The 21,488-nt window shown below is 71.7% G+C and carries 11 protein-coding genes and 9 pseudogenes; 9 read left to right on the top strand and 11 right to left on the bottom strand.

Going from position 1 to position 21,488, the window contains the following annotated elements:
- Positions 1-24 precede the first annotated feature (24 nt).
- Positions 25-1,660 (bottom strand): annotated as a pseudogene (locus DEJ15_RS03765) (glycoside hydrolase family 13 protein).
- A 126-nt stretch (positions 1,661-1,786) separates the two neighbouring features.
- Between DEJ15_RS03765 and DEJ15_RS03760 the strand changes: the two are divergent.
- The 6 genes and pseudogenes from DEJ15_RS03760 to DEJ15_RS03740 all read left to right on the top strand — a co-directional run bounded on the left by DEJ15_RS03760 (position 1,787) and on the right by DEJ15_RS03740 (position 5,662).
- Complete coding sequence (locus tag DEJ15_RS03760; RefSeq protein ID WP_110823095.1) at positions 1,787-2,344, top strand: NADPH-dependent FMN reductase; 558 nt, start codon at positions 1,787-1,789, stop codon at positions 2,342-2,344.
- 133 nt (positions 2,345-2,477) lie between these two features.
- The gene (locus DEJ15_RS03755; RefSeq protein ID WP_110823093.1) at positions 2,478-2,993 is read left to right on the top strand and encodes a MarR family winged helix-turn-helix transcriptional regulator; all 516 of its coding nucleotides are present in this window, start codon (positions 2,478-2,480) and stop codon (positions 2,991-2,993) included.
- A 137-nt stretch (positions 2,994-3,130) separates the two neighbouring features.
- Positions 3,131-3,577, top strand: a pseudogene (locus DEJ15_RS03750) (Dps family protein); the annotation flags it as partial.
- Positions 3,551-4,237 carry an SDR family NAD(P)-dependent oxidoreductase gene (locus DEJ15_RS03745; RefSeq protein WP_349814935.1) on the top strand — a complete coding sequence of 229 codons (687 nt, stop codon included), beginning with the start codon at positions 3,551-3,553 and terminating at the stop codon, positions 4,235-4,237. The pseudogene DEJ15_RS03750 and the gene DEJ15_RS03745, both read left to right, overlap by 27 nt.
- Complete coding sequence (locus DEJ15_RS17645; protein ID WP_349814800.1) at positions 4,234-4,455, top strand: SDR family oxidoreductase; 222 nt, start codon at positions 4,234-4,236, stop codon at positions 4,453-4,455. The genes DEJ15_RS03745 and DEJ15_RS17645 overlap by 4 nt, the downstream gene beginning before the upstream one ends.
- A 10-nt stretch (positions 4,456-4,465) precedes the next feature.
- A complete protein-coding gene (locus DEJ15_RS03740; RefSeq protein ID WP_110823087.1) occupies positions 4,466-5,662 on the top strand; it encodes an NAD(P)/FAD-dependent oxidoreductase in 1,197 nt (398 codons plus the stop codon).
- A gap of 494 nt (positions 5,663-6,156) precedes the next feature.
- Here DEJ15_RS03740 and DEJ15_RS03735 read toward each other — a convergent pair.
- The 8 genes and pseudogenes from DEJ15_RS03735 to DEJ15_RS03710 all read right to left on the bottom strand — a co-directional run.
- A pseudogene (locus DEJ15_RS03735) lies at positions 6,157-6,672 on the bottom strand (alpha/beta fold hydrolase); the annotation flags it as partial.
- A gap of 290 nt (positions 6,673-6,962) precedes the next feature.
- Positions 6,963-7,838, bottom strand: a complete 876-nt coding sequence (locus DEJ15_RS03730; RefSeq protein ID WP_110823082.1) for an SMP-30/gluconolactonase/LRE family protein — start codon at positions 7,836-7,838, stop codon at positions 6,963-6,965.
- A 152-nt stretch (positions 7,839-7,990) separates the two neighbouring features.
- A pseudogene (gene treS, locus DEJ15_RS03725) lies at positions 7,991-10,185 on the bottom strand (maltose alpha-D-glucosyltransferase).
- Between the two features lie 219 nt (positions 10,186-10,404).
- A complete protein-coding gene (locus DEJ15_RS03720; protein WP_110823080.1) occupies positions 10,405-11,970 on the bottom strand; it encodes a protein kinase domain-containing protein in 1,566 nt (521 codons plus the stop codon).
- 128 nt (positions 11,971-12,098) lie between these two features.
- Positions 12,099-12,290 (bottom strand): annotated as a pseudogene (locus DEJ15_RS17640) (DUF1206 domain-containing protein); the annotation flags it as partial.
- A gap of 158 nt (positions 12,291-12,448) precedes the next feature.
- Positions 12,449-12,574 (bottom strand): annotated as a pseudogene (locus DEJ15_RS17635) (DUF1206 domain-containing protein); the annotation flags it as partial.
- 73 nt (positions 12,575-12,647) lie between these two features.
- A pseudogene (locus DEJ15_RS17630) lies at positions 12,648-12,959 on the bottom strand (DUF1206 domain-containing protein); the annotation flags it as partial.
- Positions 12,960-13,072: 113 nt separating this feature from the next.
- A pseudogene (locus DEJ15_RS03710) lies at positions 13,073-14,240 on the bottom strand (RtcB family protein).
- Positions 14,241-14,419: 179 nt separating this feature from the next.
- On the opposite strand from DEJ15_RS03710, the gene DEJ15_RS03705 reads away from it, so the two are divergent.
- Positions 14,420-16,237: a glycoside hydrolase family 15 protein gene (locus tag DEJ15_RS03705; protein ID WP_110823076.1), complete on the top strand. Its 1,818-nt coding sequence runs from the start codon at positions 14,420-14,422 to the stop codon at positions 16,235-16,237.
- A gap of 17 nt (positions 16,238-16,254) precedes the next feature.
- Here the strand turns inward: DEJ15_RS03705 and DEJ15_RS03700 are convergent, their stop codons facing one another.
- Positions 16,255-17,316, bottom strand: coding sequence for a sodium:calcium antiporter (locus tag DEJ15_RS03700; RefSeq protein ID WP_110823074.1), 1,062 nt, complete (start codon positions 17,314-17,316; stop codon positions 16,255-16,257).
- 121 nt (positions 17,317-17,437) lie between these two features.
- Between DEJ15_RS03700 and DEJ15_RS03695 the strand changes: the two genes are divergently transcribed.
- On the top strand, positions 17,438-18,043 hold the full coding sequence (locus DEJ15_RS03695; RefSeq protein ID WP_110823072.1) for a DnaJ family domain-containing protein: 606 nt from the start codon (positions 17,438-17,440) through the stop codon (positions 18,041-18,043).
- A gap of 85 nt (positions 18,044-18,128) precedes the next feature.
- Here the strand turns inward: DEJ15_RS03695 and DEJ15_RS03690 are convergent, their stop codons facing one another.
- Entirely contained in the window at positions 18,129-18,809 is a 681-nt protein-coding gene (locus tag DEJ15_RS03690) for a hypothetical protein (protein WP_110826207.1), read from the bottom strand.
- Positions 18,810-19,020: 211 nt separating this feature from the next.
- Here DEJ15_RS03690 and DEJ15_RS03680 point away from each other — a divergent pair.
- Positions 19,021-21,454 (top strand): annotated as a pseudogene (locus tag DEJ15_RS03680) (phosphoketolase family protein); the annotation flags it as partial.
- Positions 21,455-21,488: the final 34 nt, after the last annotated feature.

The following is a 21,488-nucleotide window of genomic DNA, read 5'->3' as shown; positions in this document are numbered from 1 at the left end:
AGGTGTGGAGGGGGAGCCCGACCGCTACGCCACCCAGACCGTCGTGCCGCCGGGCAGTTCGTCGTCGCCCAGCGGGCCCGAGGTGACCACGACGGCTCCCTGGGGCATCGGGACCGGCTCCGTCCCGAAGTTCGTGTAGGACCGCCAGCCGTCGTGCCGGGCGAAGGCGACGACCTCCGGCGAGTCGGTCTCGAGCCACTCGAGCGCCTCACCCTGCTGCAGCCGGCGACGGGCGGACAGTGCCTCACGGTAGAACGACAGCGTCGACCCGGGCACCCGGTCCTCGGCCTCGACGCTGCTCGCGCCGAAGTCGGTCGGCTGCGGCAGGTGCGGAGCGGCGTCGCCGAAGCCGAACGAGGGCCCGGACTTCGTCCACGGGATCGGCACCCGGCAGCCGTCGCGGCCCTTCACGGTGTGCCCGGTGCGGATCCACTTCGGGTCCTGCAGCTGGTCGTGCGGGATCGCGGGCGCCTCGTACAGCCCGAGCTCCTCGCCCTGGTAGACGTACGACGAGCCGGGCAGCGCGAGCACGAGGAGCGTCGCCGCCCGGGCCCGACGGAGGCCGGCGGCGCGGTCGAGGGGCGGCGTCTCGCCGTCGGACATGAGCCAGGCGTCCGTGTCGACGTCGGCGGGCAGGCCGTAGCGCGTGGCGTGGCGCACGACGTCGTGGTTCGAGAGCACCCACGTGCTCGAGCCACCGGAGGTCTCCGCGGCGTCGAGGTTCTGCTCGATGAGCGACCGGAACACGGCCGCCTCGAACGGTGCCTCGAGGAGGTCGAAGTTGAAGGCCTGACCGAGTTCGGTCGGTCGGGCGTAGAGGACACGGCGGGGGGGCCGGGGACCACGCCTCGGCGATCGCGGCGCGCGGCGGGGCGTACTCGTCGAGCACCTTCCGCCACTCGGTGAAGATCGCGTGGACCTCGTCGCGGTCGTACAGCGGGTCGGAGCCGTCGAGGGGCAGGGCTTCACCGTTCGACGGCCGGTACGGCTCCGACAGGTCCTTCGCGAGCCCGTGCGCGACGTCCACGCGGAACCCGTCGACCCCGCGGTCGGACCAGAACCGGAGGGTGTCCTCGAAGTCCTGCCGCACCTCGGGGTTCGTCCAGTCCAGGTCGGGCTGCTCGGGAGCGAAGAGGTGCAGGTACCACTGGCCGTCCGGCACCCGCGTCCACGCGCTGCCGCCGAAGTTCGACACCCAGTCGCTCGGCGGCTGGTCGCCGTCCGGGCCGGAGCCGTCCCGGAACACGTACCGGGCCCGTTCGGCGGACCCGGGGTCGGCCGCGAGCGCCGCCCGGAACCACGCGTGCTGGTCCGAGGTGTGGTTCGGCACGAGGTCGACGATGACGCGCAGGTCGTGCTCGTGCGCGGTGGAGATCAGCTCGTCGATTCCGTCGAGCGTCCCGAGCTTCGGGTCGACGTCCCGGTAGTCGGCGACGTCGTAGCCGCCGTCGGCGAGCGGTGACGGGTAGAAGGGCGACAGCCAGACGGCATCGACACCGAGCTCGGCGAGGTACGGCACCCGGCTCGTCACACCCGCGATGTCGCCGATGCCGTCCGCGTCCGAGTCGGCGAAGCTCCGCGGGTACACCTGGTAGACGACGGCCTGCCGCCACCAGTTCGGATCGGTGGTGCGGGGCGTGTCACTCGGCGTCTTCTTCACGAGGCCGAGAGTACCGACGGCCCCTCCGCACGGCTCGGGCGGGCGGACACGCCGGAGGTCACCGCGGGGAATCCCGCGCTGGACGGATCGGTTGTCGCTGCAACCACCACGACCAGAAGGAACGCCATGACCCAGATCGTCGCCCTCGTCGGCAGCCTCCGCGCCGGCTCCACCAACCGCCAGCTCACCGAGGCTGCCGTCCAGCACGCACCGGAGGGCATCGAGCTCACGGTCTTCGACGGCATCGTCGACCTGCCCTTCTACAACGAGGACCTCGACGGCGACACCCCGCCCGCCGCGGCCGTCGCCTTCCGCGAGGCGGTCGCCGACGCCGACGGCCTGCTCCTCGTGACCCCGGAGTACAACGGGACGATGCCGGCGGTGCTGAAGAACGCCCTCGACTGGGCGTCGCGTCCGTTCGGCTCCTCGCCCATCTCCGGCAAGCCGGTCGCCGTCATCGGTTCCGCGTTCGGCCAGTACGGCGGGGTCTGGGCCCACGACGAGGCCCGCAAGGCCGCGGGCATCGCCGGCGCGAAGGTCCTGGAGGACGTCAAGGTCGCGATCCCGCAGTCGGTCGTCCGCTTCGCCGAGACCCACCCCCGTGAGGACGAGGAGGTCGTCGGTCTCGTCCGCGGCGCCCTGACCGCGCTCGCCGACGCGGCCGGCGAGCCGGTCGCGGCGTAGCCCGTCCGGTCGCGAGGCGCCCAGCAGACGGACGGAAGGCGCGGTGCGAGCGAGCATCGGGCCTCCCGTCCGTCTGCTGGGCGTCCGCCGCATCGCTAGACAGCCTCGCTACCAGACGGATTATCCTTTCGGGATGACCACGCAGGAGATCACGGAGGCGTCCGGCTACTGGTTCCCGGACGACGACGCGACCCAGCGCGGTGTCGCCGTGTTGAACGCCCTCCGTCGCTACCGCGCCGCCGAGACCGCCATGCGTCGCCGCACGCGCGACTCGATGGGCATGGGCGAGACCGACCTGCTGGCCATCCGTCACCTGCTGCAGGCGCAGCGCTCCGGGCACGCCGTCAGCCCGAAGGACCTCTCCGCGTACCTGAAGATCTCGTCGGCGTCGACGACGATCCTGGTCGACCGTCTCGTCAAGAGCGGCCACGTCCGGCGCGAGCCGCACCCGACCGACCGCCGCGGCCTCATCATCGTGCCGACGGTGGAGACCGACGCCGAGGTGCGCGCCACGCTCGGCATCATGCACCGGCGCATGATGGGCATCGCCGAGGGACTCAGCGCGCAGGACGCCCGCGTCGTCGCGGTGTTCCTCGAGCAGATGCGCACCGCGGTCGACCAGGTCGACCCGCCCGTCGTCGCGCACTGACGTCCACCGGCGCCTCGACCGCGCCGTGACGCGCCCCGCCGCGCCGCGGGGGACGCCACCTCGACACCCACTGGGAACACGGGGGGGAGCGAGCGGGTAGACCGGGATCGTCAACACCGCGAAGAAGGAGTCGTCACATGCACGCGTCGGACACGCTCGCCGCCAACCTCCAGAAGGTCCTCGTCGACCTGATCGACCTGCACCTGCAGGGCAAGCAGGCCCACTGGAACATCCTCGGCACCAACTTCCGCGACCTCCACCTGCAGCTCGACGAGATCGTCGAGGCCGCCCGTGAGTTCGCCGACGACATGGCGGAGCGCATGCGTGCGCTCTACGCCGTGCCGGACGGCCGTTCCGCGACCGTCGCGGCCGGCACGCACCTCGACCCGTTCCCGGACGGCGAGGTCCTCACGCACGACGCGATCGACCTGATCACGCTGCGCCTCTACCAGACCACCGCCACGATGCGTGACGTGCACGACGAGGTCGACGAGGAGGACCCGACGACCGCCGACCTGCTGCACGGGTTCATCGAGCGCCTCGAGCAGCTCGCGTGGATGGTCAGCGCCGAGAACCGCGCCCCCCCGGACGCCGCTGGCGAGTGCGACGACCCCCCGCGGTGGCCGAAGCCTCCGAGCACGAGTAAGCCCGGACCGGACGTGGACCTCGGGATCCAGGGCAAGACCGCTCTCGTCTTCGGTGGTGACTCCGGCATCGGCTGGAACACGGCGCGCATCCTCCTGGCCGAGGGTGCGACCGTCGTCGTGACCGACATCGACCAGAGCCGCCTCGACACGAGCGCGGACCAGCTCGAGGCGCCGCACGGCAAGCTGCACGCGTTCGCGGCGGACGTCCGTAGCGCCGACAGCCTGGCCGCGCTGCATGCGAAGGTGCGGGACGCCGTCGGCGAGATCGACATCCTCGTGCAGTCCTCGGGCGTCACGGGAGCACAGGGCATGTTCCACGAGATCGACGAGGCCGGCTGGCAGGAGACGCTGGACATCGACCTGATGGGGCCGGTCCGCATCACCCGCGAGTTCATCAGCGACCTGCGGAACGGCGGCTGGGGCCGGATCGTCTACCTGGTGTCCGAGGACGCCAGGCAGCCGTACGACGACGAACTGCCCTACTGTGCCGCCAAGGCGGGGGGTGCTCTCGTTCGCGAAGGGCCTCTCGCGCTCCTACGCGCACGAGGGGCTGCTCGTGAACACGGTCTCCCCCCGCGTTCATCCACACCCCGATGACCGACGCCATGATGGACAAGCGGTCGAAGCAGCTCGGCACCTCGTTCGACGAGGCGATCTCGAGCTTCCTCGACGAAGAGCGTCCGTACATGGAACTGAAGCGCCGAGGTGAGCCGGAGGAGGTCGCCAACGTCGTGGCGTTCCTGTGCTCGGAGCTCGCCAGCTTCGTCAACGGGGCGGACTACCGCGTCGACTCCGGCTCGGTCGCGACCATCTGACGGAGGACCCGTGACGCACCACCGACACCTCATCATCGGCGGCGGGATGGTCGCCGACTCGGCTGCACGCGGCATCCGCGAGCTCGACCCCGACGGCACGATCGGGATCATCAGCGAGGACGTCGACCGCCCGTACGCCCGTCCGGCCCTGTCCAAGAAGCTCTGGACGGATCCGGACTTCAGCTGGGACGACGGGGTCGACCTGCACACCGAGGAGACCGGCGCCGAGTTCGTGCTCGGCACCAGGGTCGAGTCGATCGACCGCGCGGCGAAGACCGTGACGACCGCCGACGGGCAGACGATCGGCTACGACCGGCTGCTCCTGGCCACCGGCGGTGGTCCGCGGGACCTGCCCGGTCTCCGGCCGTCCGACCGGGTGCTCAGCTACCGCAGCGCAGCCGACTACCGGACACTCCGTCGGCACGCCGACGCGGGTGCCTCCGTGGTCGTCGTCGGCGGCAGCTACATCGGGACCGAGATCGCCGCGGGCCTGGTGCAGAACGGTGCCCGTGTCACGCTCGTCACCCCCGACGACGTGCTCGGTGGTCACATGTTCCCGGCGGCTCTGGCGGCCGTCTTCCAGCAGCGCTTCGTCGATGCCGGGGTGGAGGTCCGCACGGGCAGTCGGGTCGCGTCGGGCGAGGAGACGGCCGACGGCGTCGTCCTGACCCTCGACGACGGCTCGACGGTGACCGCCGACGTCGCCGTCGCCGGCCTGGGCATCGATCCTGCCACGCAGCTCGCCGAGGACGCCGGCCTCGCCGTCGACGACGGCGTGCGCGTGTCCGCGACGCTCAGCACGGACGACCCCGCGGTGTACGCCGCCGGCGACGTCGCGTCCTACCCGGACCGGCTGCTCGGCACCCGCCGCGTCGAACACGTCGACAACGCGCAGCAGCAGGGTCGGCAGGCCGGTCGCAACCTGGCCGGAGCGGACGAGCCGTACGAGCACACCCCGATGTTCTACTCCACCGTCTTCGACGTCCGGTACGAGGCCGTCGGCGTCGTGTCCTCCTCGCTCCGCGCCGTCGAGGACTGGGCCGAACCACACGAGCGGGGCGTCGTCTACCAACTGGACGACGACGACCTGGTCGCCGGCGTGCTGCTCTGGAACGTGCCCGGCAAGACCGACGACGCCCGCAAGGTGCTGGCCGAGGCGCATGCGCTGACACCGGACATGCTGCCCGGCACCATCACCGCCGACTGACCGGCGCGGCGCCACGGCCGGCCGGGAGGCCCGGAACCGGTCCTGCAGGACCGGTTCCGGGCCTCCTGTGCGGACGGGGTCAGAAGGGTCGGCGGTCGCCGCCGCGCTCCGGGGCGACCGTCTCGACGACCGTCTCCCGTTCCTCCGGGTCGACCGGGACGCCGTCGCGGTCGGCCATCGCGACCGCGTGCGCGGACTTGGCTGCCTCCAGCCGCTCGTCGTCGCCCTTCGCCATCCCGACGAGTTCCGTGAAGCGCGACTTCACGACGAGCCAGCGGTCGGTCAGGCCGAGGCGGTCGAGGTCGGACGCGGTGGAGTCGTCGCGGACGCGCTGCAGCGAGGAGACCCCGCGGTCCGGGAGCCGACCGTCGACGTGCGCGACGGCGAGGCGTGCGACGGCGTCCGCCTGGGCGTGCATCACCGAGTGCGCGCCCCCCGACCACCTCGCGGAGGACCGCGTACGGCAGGGCACGCGCGAGCCGCCGCACCCAGGAGCGCGGCACGAGTGCGTCGTGTTCGCCGCGGACGACCAGGGTCCGGGCCTGGACGTCGGCGGCACGCTCCTCGATCGGGTAGGCGATCATCTCGGGCAGGACCTTGCGGAACCAGTGCCACCCGCAGAGCGCGTACGCGGTGACCGCGTGCCACCGCACGGCGGACGGTTCGTGCACGGAGGACCGGAGGAACCGCAGCGCGGCTCTCCGCACCGACCGCGACGCCGGGTCGAGGACCGGGCTGATGAGCACCACGTCGGAGACGTCCGGGCGCCGGGCGGCGACCTCGGTGACGACCTGCGTGCCCATCGAGTGCCCGACCAGCACCGGGTCGTGCAGGCGGAGCTCGTCGATGACCGCCTCGACCGCGTCGGCGTAGCGCTCGATCGACACGGCACCGCGGAAGCGCGGGACCCCGGCGAACCCGGGCAGGTCCAGCGCGTGCACCGGGCCGTACTCGTTGAGGTGCGGCGCGAGCCGTTCGTAGTACGTCGACGCGATGCCGAGGCCGGCCACCAGGACGAAGGCACGTTCCCCGGGTTCGCCGATCGAGCTGACGCGGACGTACGTGCCGTCGACGGCGATGCGGTCGACGCGCACCTCGACGTCGGCGTCCTCGGCGTGGGCGAGCTCCCCGGCCGGGTCCGGTGCCCCCCGGTGGCACGGGGGTCCCCCTGGTGCTGCTCGTCGTTCACTGACGCTCCTCGCGGTCGCTGGCGGTCGCCCAGGCTACCGCGAGCACCCCGCCGGGCGGCCCGACGCGCTGGAGCGCACCGGTCGCCGGGCGGTGCCCGGCGACCGGCCGCTCAGCCGGCGAAGGGGAACGCCGGGCGGCCGTGCACCCGTGTCGGCACGGCGAAGACGGACCCGGAGTGCGGCGCCTCTGCGAGCTGCTCGTCGGTCAGGTTCTCGCGTGCCGTGCCCACCAGCAGCAGGGACATGTCCGTCCCGCCGAAGGCGACCGAGGTCACGTTCGGTGCCGGGATCTCGACCGTCTCCAGGTGCGTGCCGTCGGGGCCGTACCGCTCCACGCGGGATTCGCCGTAGATCGCGCCCCAGAAGCAGCCCTCGTCGTCACGGACCAGACCGTCGTGCGCCGCGCCGGCGATGAACGGCTCGAGATCGCCGAGCTCTCCGTCCGGGCCGTACGCACCGCGGTAGACCGTGTCGGTGTCGGTGTCGGTGACGTACATCTCGGAGCCGTCGTCGTTCCACTCCATGCCGTTCGTGGTGCCGAAGCCGTCGCGGAGGACCCGGACCGTGCCGTCCGGCGAGAACGCGTACAGCACCCCTGCCGGCGGCCCGTCCGTCGGGTCCATGCTCCCGACCAGGAAGCGTCCGAACGGGTCGCACTTGCCCTCGTTGAAGCGCATCTCGTCGTTCGCGTGCTGCACGCCGGCGAGTTCGCGCTCGACGTGACCGTCCTGGTCCGTCAGCACCACGGTGTCGTCCTTCGCGGCGACGAACCCACCTGCGGCGCGGGGCTGGAACGACGGCAGCGGCGGGTCGAGCGTCACCGTGTGCAGCACGCGGCCCTCGGCGTCCGCGGTCGTCAGCGTGCCCTGCGGGATGTCCACCCAGCGGGCCACCTGCTGCCCGGGGTCCCACACGATGCTCTCGGCGAGGGTCGCCTGCACGTCGGAGAACACGCGGGCCGGGCCGGTGGTGGCGCTCGTCGTCATGCCGTCCGGTCTACCGGTCGCGCGGTGCCCGGCCGCTCAGACCGCAGTGCGTCCGTCCCGATCGCGCGGGACCGGGACGGACGGCGGTGCGGTCACCGCTCGTGCAGGTCACTGCTCGGTGTGGGTCACTGCTCGGTGCGGATCGGTGCAGGTCACTGCTCGAACGCCGTCCGGCGCAGGACGAGGAAGCGCGACCCGTAGGCGTCGATGCGCAGCGGGAAGCTGCACAGGTCGTCGACGGTGCCGAGCTCGCTGTGGTCCGTCGCGTCGACGACCGTCGCGCCGTGCGGGAGCGACTCCGACCGGATGGTGCCGTCGAGCGCCGTGTCGGTCATGTTGAGCACGGTGATCTGCACGATCGGCTCGCCCTGCTCGTCCGTCGACTCGAGTTCGTGGACCATGACGAGCATCCCGCGGTGCGCCACCTCGGGCACGTCCACCTGGCGGGCCGAGGCGATGCCGTACTCGGTCCGGACCCGCAGGAGTTCCCCGAGCCGGGACGCGAACGAGTCCGGCCGCTCGAGCTGCTCCGGAAGCGGACCGTACAGGGACCGGGCCAGCGGCATGCCGGACGCGGACCGCTCGGTGTCCGGGGCGACGCCGAGCAGGTCGTGCGCGCCGCGCTCGATCCACCGCGTGTCCCCCCTCGGCGATCAGGTCGGTGACGAGTTCCTTCGGGAGGGTCAGCGACCCGAGCAGGTCCCACCCCGACATCGCGAAGACGCCCGGCTGCCAGGCGTTGAACGCCGCCAGCAGCAGGTGGGCGTCACGGATCTGCGGGACGTGCTCGTCGGTGATCGCGTCGAGCGTGGTGTGCCCCTGGGTCGCCGCGATGAGCGACGCCGTGGTGCAGGCGATGCCGTTCGTGGTGAAGACGAGGTTGTAGTCGGCGGCCTCGCCCGTGAGCGCGTCCGTCAGGTCGGCCCGGATCCGTTCGGCGAGCGCGCCGCCGGTCGTGTCCTCGCCGTGGAACGTGTACACGTCGTCCTTGTGCAGCGTCGCCCAGTGCACGAGCTCGTACGTGAGTTCGTCGTGGTTCTGCATGCCGTGCACCAGGCTGACCGGTTCCACGCCGAGTTCGAGCGAGGTGCGGAGCGTCAGGCGGAGGAACTCGGTGTCCCCGGTCGCCAGGGCGTGGTGGTAGGCCGGACGGTTGATGAAGTCGTACGACAGGTCGGCGCCGACGGCCCCGGTGTCGCGGATGTCCTCGACCGTCAGGTTGAGTTCCTGGAACGTGAAGCCACCGACCTTGCGCACCATGCCCGCGATGACGTGGTTCGCCGCGTGCGACAGCGGGTGGCCCTCCGACCAGCCGGGGGCACCCTCCGCGCTCTTCTCGACGCCGAGGAACCCGTTCGCGTCGAGACGGAGCGCGCTCGTGCCCAGGTCGCCCAGGGAGTGCAGGGCGTCGCCGATGACCAGACGCATGCCCGCGAAGGTGGGGTCGAGCCAGTTGACCGACGGCTGCCCCTCCTTGAAGTAGTGCAGGTACACCCAGCGGCGGGTGACGCCGTCGACGCCGACGACCGGCGCGGTGACGCTCCAGTTCGTCTCCTTGACGCCGGGCTGGTGGAAGATCACGCGCTGCAGCTCGCCGATGATGTAGCCGCGCTCGGCGAGGGCGGACTCGGTGGCGGAGTCGAGGTTCACCGAGTCGCGGTGCTCCGGCACGGTCGGGAGCAGGTGCCACTCCTCCGGCGGGATCTCGACCATGTGGTAGATGCCCGGGTAGTCCTTGAACGCCATCTCGGCCAGACGGAAGTCCGCGCCCTTGCCGGTGTGTCCCGGGACGATGTCGTCGATGATGCTGCCGCCGTGCTCCTCGGCGACGTCGGTCATCCGCTGGAACGTCTCCTCGTCCCCGAAGGTGGGGTCGATCTGCGTCCCGATCCGGTCGAAGTGGCCGTCGACGCTCGGGGTCTCCTGCCACCCGCGGATGCCACCGGCGCGCTTCACCGGTCCGGTGTGCACGCCGTTGATGCCGATGCGCTCGAACGCGGTCCAGAGCTCGGGGTCGGCGAGCGCCGTCAGGAACGACTCCCCCCGGACGCGTGATGAGCGAGATCGGGTACGCGGTGAACCAGACGTCCGACGTCGACACGGCGCGCCGGGCGTCCGGACGGGCGTACGGGTTGCGCCACATGCTCGGCGACCCCGACAGCTGGCGGCTCAGGACGTCCGCGTCCTTGAGCATCGACTGGCGCACCAGCCACTCGATGTAGGCCGGGTTCTCGCCGTTGGCCGCACGCGGGTCCGAGAACCGCCGCTGCAGGCTGCCGCCGCGCAGGTTCGCGCGCGGCCGCAGTCGGCGAGGTCGGGCCGGGTACAACTGCTCGTCGTAGGTGATCTCGGGGGGCCGCCGGGGTCGTGTCCTCGTCGGTCACGTCCTCGTCGGTCGTGCCCTCGGCTGCCGTGCCCTGGTCGTCCGGAGTCCGGTCGACCGGGAACCGCGTACCGGTGATGTGCTCGTCGGCGACCTGCTCGTCGATCCGGGGTGCCTCGTCGTCCATGTCCACGTCTCCCACGCTAGTCATGCCTACCCGACGACGGTCGCCGGTTCGGCGGGTCAGCCGGCGCGGTCCGGCTCCGGGGCCGCACGGACGTCCCCGCTGTGTCGGCCCGCGGTGTGCCCACCACCCGTGAGGGCACCGCCCGTGTGCGGTCCGCCGGTGTGCGTCCCGCCGGTGCGCACGATCGGGACGGCGTCGCTGGTGCCGGTCCGCAGGGACTCCTGCCGGAGCTCCAGTTGCGTCACGGCGAGCGCCGCGAGGTCCCGCAGGTTCGCCATGTCGGCCTCGTCGGCGGTGCGGGGACGCGAGTCGAGCACCGCGAGCGTGCCGACCGTCGCGCCGTCGTGTCGGACGAGCGGCACGCTGACGTAGAACCGGATGCCGAGCGGGCCGGTGACGAGCGGGCTGTTCCGCATCTCCGGGTGGGTCGACCCGTCGGGGATCACCACGGGCACCGGCACCGGGGCGAACCCGTTCCGGAACGTGATGCTCCGCGCGGACTTGTCGACGCCGTCGGCCACGTACGACTGCGACCACTCCCGGTCCTCGTCGAGCACCTCGATGAGTGCGATGGGCGCGTCGAAGAGCCGCGCCGCCATCGCGGTCGTGCGCTGCAGGGCCTCCTCGGGCAGGACGTCGAGCGTCGTCGGACGCCCGTCGCCCTCGCCGGAGACCGAGCCGGACGCGGACACCGAGCCGGACGCGGGTGCCGCACCCGCCTCGGGACGACCGGGAGCGGAGTCCGCCGCGGCCACGTCCGCCGGTTCGTCGCTCGCGGTGTCGGTGAGCACGACGTGTCGGAGCAACGCGACGAGCTCGCCGCCGACCGGTCGGGCCGCCGGGTCCTGCGCCGTCATCGCCGCGAGCGCCTGCTTCCAGTGCTCGGGCAGCGGCTCCGGCACGATCGGGTCACGCGAGAGCCGTGCGAGCGCGGACTCGACGAGCGAGCCGGGGAACTCCCGCCGCCGGGTGAAGCACTGCAGCAGCACCAGTCCGAGCGAGTACACGTCGCTGGCCGGACCGACGTCCGCGCCCCGGGCCTGCTCCGGACTCAGGTAGGCCGCGGTGCCCGTCGTGACGCCGTCCGCGGTGAGCCGCTCGACGCCGGCCGCGAGCGCGATCCCGAAGTCGGTGAGCCGTGCCCGTGCCCGGTCGGACCCGTTGCCGTAGTCGACGAGCAGGATGTTCGACGGCTTGATGTCACGGTGCACGACGCCCTGCGCGTGGATGTAGTCGAGCGCCTCGGCCATGTCGTAGCCGATCTCGGCGATGTGCCGCGAGGCGAGCGGCCCGAGGGACAGCCGCTCCTCGAGGTCCTGGCCGTGCACGAGCGCCATCACGATGAACCGCTGCAGCGATCCGTTCTGGTCCTCGACGACGCCCGCGTCGAGGAGGCTGACGAGGTTGTGGTGGTCGAGGGACGCCAGGACGCCCTGCTCGGCCTCCTGCCGCGCGATGTCGACGATGCCAGGGTGGAAGAGCTTCACGGCGACCGGACGGTCCAGGCTCTCGTCCCACGCGCGGTGCACGACCGACATGCCACCCCGACCGATCACCTGCTCCAGGCGGTACCGGCCTGCCAGGAGCGGGGCGGCCTCCTGGTGTCCCTCCGTCGGAACCATGCTTCCTCGTCTTCGATGTGGGCGAGCCGCGACCGGTGGTCACGGGCACAGGCGACGCGCGACGTGCCACCGCGATGCATCATCGCATCGCCGGGGCCGCGGTGTCCGCGACCATCCCGTGCGCGCGGTCAGATCCGCGCGTAGCGGGCACGGAAGAAGCTGTAGACGCCGAACGCGGCGAACCCGAGCCCCACCACGACGAGGACGACGGACCCGCCCGGCATCGAGCGCAGCGCGTCGAAGGCCCCGTCGAGCCCGCTCGCCTGCTCCGGGTCGCTGCGGAACGCGGCCACCGCGACGAGCACGCCGACGATGACGACCGCGACCCCCCTTGGCGACGTACCCGAGGGTCGCGAGCACGGCCACCGGTCGACGGACGGATTGCGGCTGGGGCCGGAGGTGCTTCTTCCAGGACCCCCCGCACCCCGATCACGACGAGTCCCACCCCGATGGCGATCGCGACCGCGGCGACGACGAGCAGGAGTACGACACCGCCCGGCGTCGCGAGCGCGGTCGCGGCGGCGCTCGTCGTCGACCCGGAGGAGCTCTTCCCGGCGCCGACCGCGTAGCTGGCGGACGAGTAGGTGATGACGCCGTAGACCACGGCCTTGCCGACGTTCTTCCCCCCGGTTCACCCAGGCCCGCGCGTCGTCCGTGCGACCGCCGACGACGGCCTCGACCAGGAGTCGGATGGCCAGCGCCGCGGTGCCGACGGCGACGAGCCAGAGGAGCACGACACCACCCGGGACCGAGGCCAGCTGCGCCAGGGCACCGGACTGGTCGGTGTCGCCGGACTCCGATCCCTGCGCACCGCTGCCGGCCGAGGCGTTCCCGACACCGAGCAGCACCGCGAGGTACCCGATGAGCAGGTGCACGACACCGCTGCCGACGAACCCGGCACGGGCCGTCGTCTCGAACCACCTGCTGTCGGCGGCGCGGCGCGCCTGTCGTCCGGTCTCACGGGCGGCGTCCTGGGCTGCGTCGGTCACCCCACGAGTCTGCCCGCCCGGACGGGGGCTGTCCGGACCGACGGGCGTCGCGCCGATCCGGACGGGAGGCCCGTGGCGGGCCCGCCACGGGCCTCCCGTCCGTCGCCGCCCGGTCAGTCCCCCTTGACGTTGACGATCTGCCGCAGCGTGTGCCGGACCGTGACGAGGTCGGCGGCGTCCGCCATCACCTGGTCGATCGGCTTGTACGCGGCCGGGATCTCGTCGAGGAACGCGTCGGTGTCCCGGTACTCGATGCCGGTCATCGCCTCGCGGAGCTGCTCGTGCGTGAACGTCCGCCGTGCCGCTGACCGCGAGTACGACCGGCCGGCCCCGTGCGGTGACGACTCGAGCGACCGCTTGTCACCCCGCCCCTCGACGACGTACGACGCCGTGCCCATCGAGCCGGGGATGAGCCCGGGCTGACCCGCCGTCGCCTGGATCGCGCCCTTGCGGGAGACCCACACGGACTTCCCCCCAGTGCGTCTCGCGCTGCGTGAAGTTGTGGTGGCAGTTGATCCGCTCGACCTCCTGCACGGCCGTGCCGACGACCTCGGCGAGCTGGCGGACGACGCGGTCCATCATCTCCTCGCGGTTGAGGAGCGCGAAGTGCTGGGCCCAGCGCAGCTCGGCGATGTACCGGTCGAACTCCGGAGTGCCCTCGACGAGGTAGGCGAGGTCGGGGTCCGGCAGCTCGATCCACCAGCACTGCATGGCCTCCTTCGCGACGGCGATGTGCCGCTGCGCGATCCGGTTGCCGACGCCTCGCGAGCCGGAGTGCAGGAACAGCCAGACGCGGTCCTCCTCGTCGAGCGACACCTCGATGAAGTGGTTGCCCGACCCGAGGGTGCCGAGCTGGTTCCGCCAACCGGCGAGCGAGTCGGCGGGGTCGAAGTCGGCCTCCACCGCGAGCGCCTCGAGCGCGGCGATGCGCGGCACGGCCGTGTCGACGATCGTCCGGTTCGTCGCTCCGGCGGAGAGCGGGACCGCCCGCTCGATCGCCTGCCGGAGCGGTCGGAGGTCCTCGGGCAGGTCGGCGCGGGAGAACTGCGTCCGGACCGCGATCATCCCGCAGCCGATGTCCACGCCGACGGCTGCGGGCATGACCGCACCGAGGGTGGGGATGACCGACCCGACGGTGGCACCGAGGCCGAGGTGTGCGTCGGGCATGAGCGCGAGGTGCGGGTACACGAAGGGCATCCGCGACGTCGTGCGGGCCTGCTGCTCGGTGCGTTCCTCGAGCATCGAGGCCCAGGAGAGGAGGCGGTCCGTGATCTTCTGCATGGTCGTGTGTCCCTGTCGGACGGCGTCGGAGCGACGGTCCACCCGTCCGGGCGGAACCGAGGAACATACCGCGTGACGAGCCCTGCGCGCAAGGGTGCACGACGGCGGCCCCACCACCGGCCGCCCGGGGTACGTGGGGTGCGCGGGGCACGCTGAGCCGCGGCGGGCACGATGGGACCATGCCGGAACGGACACGAGACACACCCGACGCCAGCGACAACGAGGAGCGCACCGACGGCTACGTGCCGCTGCGGTCCTACGGCGCCATCGGTGACGGCCGGACCGTGGCCCTCATCGCCCGCGACGGCCGGATCGACTGGCTCCCGATCCCGTCGATGGACTCGCCGCCGGTGTTCGCGAGCATCGTCGACGCCGAACACGGCGGGCACATCGCCCTCCGTCCGGTGGACGACGACGCCGAAGCCTCCCGTCAGTACCTGCCCGGGACGAACGTCCTCGTCACGACCTGGACGACCTCCGAGGGGAAGGCGACCGTGACCGACGCGATGGTGACAGGTGTCGCCGGTCGTCTGCCCTGGGCCGAGATCGGCCGTTGCGTGGAGGGCGTCGAGGGGTCGGTCGAGATGGAGTGGGCGGTCGTACCCGGGACACTGCTCGACACGGCCGAGCCGGAACGTCTGGACACCGGCAACGGAACCGTGATCGGCATCGACGGCGTCACGATCGCGATCGTCGAGCAGGGCTTCGAACCGGTGCACGACGACGGGCCGCGCTTCTCCGGTCGCTTCCACACGAGCGAGGGATCGAAGTCGATCCTGACGGTCGTCGGCACGCACGACGAACCGATCTTCCTGCCGGACCCGGAGCGCAGCCTCGAGGGCGTGGACCGCACGATCGCGAACTGGTCGGCGTGGTCGGAGGAGTTCGACTACGACGGCCCGTGGGCTGAAGCGGTCCAGCGGAGCGCTCTCACGCTGAAGCTGCTCATCTTCGCGCCGACGGGCGCGATCGCGGCCGCGCCGACCACGAGCCTCCCCGAGGACCGCACCGGCGGGAAGAACTGGGACTACCGCTTCGCCTGGGTCCGCGACCTCGCGTACACGGTGCACGCGCTCACCCGGTTCGGGCTGCGCGAGGAGACACACGCCGCCGTGTCGTGGGTGATGCGCACCATCGCCGAGCACGACGAGACCATGCCGATCTTCTACGGCTTGGACGGCTCGAAGACCGACGAGGTCGAGGAGCGCACCGTCCCGGGGTGGAACGGCATCGGGCCGGTCACGGTGGGCAACCGCGCGGGCGACCAGCTGCAGCTCGGCGTGTGGGGCGACGTCTTCGCGATCATGCAGCAGTACGTGCGCGCCGGCAACGTCCTCGACCGGAAGACCGCATCGGTGCTGCAGGACCTGGCCGACGACGCGTGTCATCGCTGGGTCGAACCGGACTCGGGCATGTGGGAGCTCGAGGACGCGCAGCACTACGTGACGAGCAAGATCGGCTGCTGGCAGGCCCTCGACGCGGCCGTCGAGCTGCACGACGCCGGGATGATCGACGGCCCGCGTGGGAAGTGGATCGAGAACCGCGAGCTCATCGAGCAGTGGGTGTCCGAGAAGGGGTGGGACGAGGAGCGCGGTCACTACGTGATGTACCCGGGCAGCGACGCCCTCGACACCTCGATCCTGCTGCACGCCATGAGCGGGTTCGACCGGGGGCCTCGCATGGAGTCGACGATCCGGGCGATCGAGGAGCAGCTGCAGCGCGGTCCGCTCGTCTACCGCTACTCGGGGATCGAGGACGAGGAGTCACCCTTCGTCGCGTGCTCGTTCTGGCTCGCGGCCGCGATGGCCTGCGTCGGCCGCACCGACGACGCGCGGGCGCTGATGGACGAGATGGTCGACCAGGCGAACGACGTCGGGCTGTTCAGCGAGATGCTCAGCGAGGGCGGGGCGTTCATGGGCAACATCCCGCAGGGGCTGTCCCACCTGGCGCTCATCCAGGCGGCGCTGACGATCGAGGAGGTCGCGGCCGACCACTGACCGCGACCGGGCAGCGCTCACCCGAGCGTGATCGCGACGAGCCCGCCGATGCCGAGCAGGTAGAGCACGACGACGAGGAACGAGTCGACGCCCATCCCGATGACCCGACGCTGCGGCCGGAACACGAGTCCGACGGCGTAGACGAGCGTCAGCAGTGCCGCGAGCGCCGTCAGGTACACGTCGCTCGCGTTCGCCTGCGGCAGCACCGCCTTGCCGGAGAGCACGGTGGCCACCAGGAAGAGCACGGGCAGGAACGCGTTCCCGCCGAAGATGTCCGAGACCGCCAGGTTGTCGTCGCCCTGTCTGACCGCCTGGAGGCCCGTGGAGATCTCCGGCAGGCTCGTCGCCAGGGCGAGGACGGTGGCGCCGAACAGCACGCCGGAGAGCCCGATCTGGCTGGACGCCGCGTCACCGGCCCGCTCGAGCACGACACCGGCGACGAGGGTCGCGAGCGCCGAGACGGTGAAGACGACGGCGGCCTTCCGGGTGCTCATCGGCGGGGTGTCCGGCTTGCGGGTCCGGTGTCCGGACGCGTGCGGGCTGGCGTCCGGGGCGTGACCGCTCTCGTGCCACGGGAGTCCCTTGCCGGCGCGCTGCACGAGGAACAGCCCGGCGATCCAGATGAGGGCGATGAGCACGACGTCCGGGGTGAGCCGCGCGACGACCAGGTCCGGCGGCAGCTGACTCCCGGCGATGACGACGGCGAGGACCGCCACGACGACGATCGCTTCGAGCACCAGGGTCAGCGAGGCCGCCCGGTACGTGATCGGCTTGACGCCCTTCCCGCTCTTTCCGAAGGCGTCGAGCACGGCGATGACGACCGTCTGGATCGCGATGCCGCCGAGGATGTTGCCGGCGGCCACCTCGATCGACCCGGAGAGCCCGGCGCTGACGGTGATGGCGATCTCGGGCAGGTTCGTCGCGACGGCCAGGACGATGAGTCCGCCGAGCGCGCTGCCGAGGTGCAGCCGGGCGTCGAGCACGTCGGTGGTCTTCGACAGTTGGATGCCGGCGACCCAGATGACGGCCGCGCCAGCGACGAAGACCAGACAGAGCAACCAGAGGGGCAGGGATTCCACCTCTGCGACCCTGGACCGCCCCGTCCGTCTTGTCCGAGTCCTGCGTCCATCGGCTCCTCGTCCTGTCCGCGGACGGCGGCTGAGGGTGGCAGTCGGTGGTGGGGCGCATCATGGTCCGACGATGAACGACGTCGATGCCCGGATGGACCGCCTGCGGAAGGCCGCGCGGTACCGCTACCAGCAGCTCGTGGACGCCGAGATCGAGCGGGGCTCGCTCGACCCGGACGAGGTCCGCGCCGAGCGTGAGGAACGTCGACTGCTCAAGGCCGCCGACGTCGCCGCGCACGCGCGTGCCCAGATCGCCGAGGCCGAACGGCGCGGCGTCTTCGAGGGGAACCCGTACCACGGCAAGCCGCTCCCCGGGCTCGGTGAGCAACACGACCCGAACTGGTGGATCAAGGCGAAGATCGAGCGCGAGGACATCCGCGGGATCGCCCCGCCCGCCCTGGCCCTGCGCACCGAGGACGCCGAACTCGACGACCACCTCGACGCGCTGTCGGCCGAGTCCGACGTGCGGGACGTCCTGGTCGACTTCAACGCCCGGGTGAAGGAGGCCCGCCGTCAGCTGCTCGGCGGCCCGCCCGTGGTCACCCCGATGCGGGACGTCGAGGCAGAGGTCGTCGCGTGGAAGGACCGCCGGGAGGCCCGGTTCGCGGCCGACGCGGTCGCTGCGGCCGAGCGGGCGTCCGGTTCCCGGCCCACCCGCTGGTGGCGCCGGCGCGGCTGACCCCGGGCGTCTGGTTCCGGGGACGCGAGAACGCCGTCCCGCTTGTGCGGGACGGCGTTCTGGTGGTGGTGCGTCAGATCGGGTGTTACTTGATCTGGGCGGTGATGGTGGCGGTGCCGACGAGCAGGCCGCGCTTGACGGCGTCGGTCTTGAAGGTCTGGTTCAGCAGGTCCGCGGCGTCCTGGGAGATGTGGACGGTGGTGCCGGTCAGGATCGCGTTGTCGCCCTCGAGCTGGAGGGGCTTGAGGGAGCCGCCGTGCAGCTCGAACAGGAACGCGTTCGGGGCGGCGACCTTCCCGTTGACGAGGACGTCACCGTAGAGCTTCGAGGAGCCCGGGTTCACGACGAAGTTCTCGAGCGTGACGGTGGTGTCGCCGGCCTTGAGGGTCAGGCCGGAGTCGTCGTGGTTCAGCAGACCCTGGACGTAGGGGCGGTAGTTGCCGTCCGGGCTCCAGTAGGTGACCGAGCCGGAGGTGATCGGGAACGACACGGCGCCGTCCTCGAGGGTCGCATCTCCCGAGACACCCGGGGTGAGCTTCAGCGAGGTCAGGGCGTCGGTGAAGCCCTTGTCGAGGGCGACGGAGGTGTCGCCGCCGAGGACCTCGGGGACCGACGCGACCGGGGCGGGGATCTTCGACGCGGAGCTGGAGACGGTGTGCACGGCCGGGGTGGAGGCGTTCGCGGCGCTGACGCCGAACGCTGCACCGCCGAGCACGAGGGCACCGGTCGTGGCGAGGGTGATCGAGGTCTTCAGGGACTTGCGCATGTCTTCGTTCCTTTGCTTGTCGCGCTCGGCGCGGATCTGGAATGGGATGCGCGCCGAACACACCCCGCGAAGGGGTGGAGAACCAGCGATGTGCGGCTGGTGAGCGCTTGCGGGCCGTTCCCGGCTTGTGACAGTGATTCGGCACCCTGCGCCGATCGGATTGGAGGGTTTTCTGGATTTCCCGGATCGGCTCTCTCGTAGCGTGTGGGGCATGCCCACGTCGCACTCGTCCACCGACCGCATCCGCGCGATCGACGCCTGGTGGCGCGCCGCGAACTACCTCACCGTCGGGCAGATCTACCTGCTCGACGACCCGCTGCTGGAGCGGCCGTTGGAGCCCTCGGACATCAAGCCGCGGCTGCTCGGGCACTGGGGGGACGTCGCCGGCGCTGAACCTCGTGTACGCGCACCTCAACGCCGTCATCAGCGAGACCGACCGCGACGTGCTCTACATCTGCGGTCCCGGCCACGGCGGCCCCGCGATGAACGCGAACGCGTGGCTCGACGGCACGTGGAACGAGCTCTACCCCGACATCACGCCCGACACGGCCGGGCTCCAGCGGTTCTTCCGCCAGTTCTCGTTCCCCGGCGGCATCCCCTCGCACGCGGCACCGGAGACCCCGGGGTCGATCAACGAGGGCGGTGAGCTCGGCTACTCCCTCGCGCACGCGTACGGCGCCGCGTTCGACAACCCCGACCTGGTCGTCGCCTGCGTCGTGGGCGACGGTGAGGCCGAGACGGGTCCGCTGTCGGCGTCCTGGCAGGCGCACACGTTCCTCGACCCGGTGTCGGACGGCGCGGTCCTGCCGATCCTGAACCTGAACGGGTACAAGATCGCGAACCCGACCGTCCTCGCGCGGATCCCCGACGAGGACCTGCAGGCGTACTTCCGCGGACTCGGCTACGAGCCGATCGTGGTCGACTCCGGCCGGGTGGACCACGACCCGTTCGCCGTGCACGCCCTGTTCGACGGGGCGCTCCGCCGGGCACTCGCGACGATCGACGACATCCAGGCCGCCGCCCGGGCACAGGCCGCCCGAGCCGCCGCCGGCGAGATGGCCGGCGCCGCGGACCTCCGCCCGCGCTGGCCGATGATCGTGCTCCGGACCCCGAAGGGCTGGACCGGCCCGAAGGTCGTCGACGGCGAGCAGGTCGAGGGCACCTTCCGCGCGCACCAGGTCCCGCTGCCGAACGTCCGCGACGACGAGGGTCACCGCCGGCAGCTCGAGGAGTGGTTGCGCTCCTACCGGCCGGAGGAGCTGTTCGACCAGGACGCCCGGCCGATCGGCATCCTCGAGACGATCCGTCCCGCCGGCGAGACCCGGATGAGCGCCACCCCGCACGCCAACGGCGGCCGGATCCGGACCGCCCTCGACCGCCCGGGCCTCGAGGAGTTCGCCGTGCCCGTCGGCGAGGACGCGTCCGCCACGGGCACCCTCGGGCCGTGGCTCGCCGCCCTCACGCAGCGGAACCCGAACTCGTTCCGGCTGTTCGGCCCGGACGAGACGATCTCGAACAAGCTCGACGCGGTCTTCGACGTCACGAGCCGGGTCTGGCGTGCCCGGCGGGAGGCCGGTGACGAGCACATGGCAGCCCGCGGTCGTGTCATCGAGGTGCTGTCCGAACACCTGCTCGAGGGGATGCTCGAGGGGTACGTGCTGAGCGGGCGCCACGGGGTGTTCAACACGTACGAGGCGTTCGCGCACATCGTCGACTCGATGGTCGGTCAGTACGCCAAGTGGCTCGAGTCCTCGACCGACATCGACTGGCGCGCACCGGTGTCGAACCTGACGATCCTGCTGTCGTCGCACGTGTGGCGGCAGGACCACAACGGGTTCTCGCACCAGGACCCCGGGTTCCTCGACGTCGTGGCGTCCAAGCAGCAGGACCTGGTCCGGATCAAGTTGCCCGCCGACGCGAACACGCTGCTCGCCGTCGCCGCGCACGCGTTCGAGACGACGGACCGCATCGAGGTCATCGTCGCCGGCAAGCACCCCGAGCCGGTGTTCCTGTCCCTCGAGGACGCCGTCGCCCACGCGGCGGCCGGCTTCGGTGTCTGGGACTGGGCCGGCACGGAGCAGACCGTGGGCCACGCCGACGTCGTGCTCGTCAGCGCCGGCGACGTCCCGACCGTCGAGACGATCGCCGCCGCCGACATCATCCGGAAGCACGCGCCCGACGTCGGCGTCCGCGTGGTCAACGTCGTCGACCTGCTGTCGATCGGCGACCCGCGCAAGCACGACCACCCGGCGTCGGACGAGCGCTACGACGAGGTCTTCCTGCCCGGCACGCCCGCGGTCTTCGCCTTCCACGGCTACCCCTCGCTCGTGCACAACCTGACCTACCGCCGGCACGGGCACGACGACCTGCACGTGCACGGCTTCCTCGAGCAGGGCACGACCACCTCGCCCTTCGACATGCTCATGCGGAACGACATGGACCGGTACGCCCTCGCGCACGACGCGCTCACCCGCGTCGCCGACGGGTCCGACCGGTTCGACGACCTGCTGACGGCCCTCACCGACGCACGCGCCGCCGCTCGAGAGTTCGCCTACACGAACGGCGAGGACCACGAGGCGGTCGCCGGATGGGAGTTCACCGGCTGGCCGCAGGACGGGGCCTCGGACGGCGGCACGGGTGGCGACCCGGGACAGGGCGAGACCGAGGGGGGCCGCTCCC

Source organism: Curtobacterium sp. MCJR17_043 (genome assembly GCF_003224315.2).
In the GTDB taxonomy this organism is placed as follows: Bacteria; Actinomycetota; Actinomycetes; order Actinomycetales; family Microbacteriaceae; genus Curtobacterium.
Note: the sequence above shows the minus strand (reverse complement) of the source record. Positions and strands in the feature narration are given on the sequence as shown.

Bases quoted from the DNA above. Each gene is read 5' to 3' on its own strand.
- DEJ15_RS03760 (WP_110823095.1), top strand. From the start codon at position 1,787: ATGACCCAGATCGTCGCCCTCGTCGGCAGCCTCCGCGCCGGCTCCACC.
- DEJ15_RS03755 (WP_110823093.1), top strand. From the start codon at position 2,478: ATGACCACGCAGGAGATCACGGAGGCGTCCGGCTACTGGTTCCCGGAC.
- DEJ15_RS03745 (WP_349814935.1), top strand. From the start codon at position 3,551: ATGGTCAGCGCCGAGAACCGCGCCCCCCCGGACGCCGCTGGCGAGTGC.
- DEJ15_RS17645 (WP_349814800.1), top strand. From the start codon at position 4,234: ATGACCGACGCCATGATGGACAAGCGGTCGAAGCAGCTCGGCACCTCG.
- DEJ15_RS03730 (WP_110823082.1), bottom strand. From the start codon at position 7,838: ATGACGACGAGCGCCACCACCGGCCCGGCCCGCGTGTTCTCCGACGTG.
- DEJ15_RS03720 (WP_110823080.1), bottom strand. From the start codon at position 11,970: ATGGTTCCGACGGAGGGACACCAGGAGGCCGCCCCGCTCCTGGCAGGC.
- DEJ15_RS03705 (WP_110823076.1), top strand. From the start codon at position 14,420: ATGCCGGAACGGACACGAGACACACCCGACGCCAGCGACAACGAGGAG.
- DEJ15_RS03695 (WP_110823072.1), top strand. From the start codon at position 17,438: ATGAACGACGTCGATGCCCGGATGGACCGCCTGCGGAAGGCCGCGCGG.
- DEJ15_RS03690 (WP_110826207.1), bottom strand. From the start codon at position 18,809: ATGCGCAAGTCCCTGAAGACCTCGATCACCCTCGCCACGACCGGTGCC.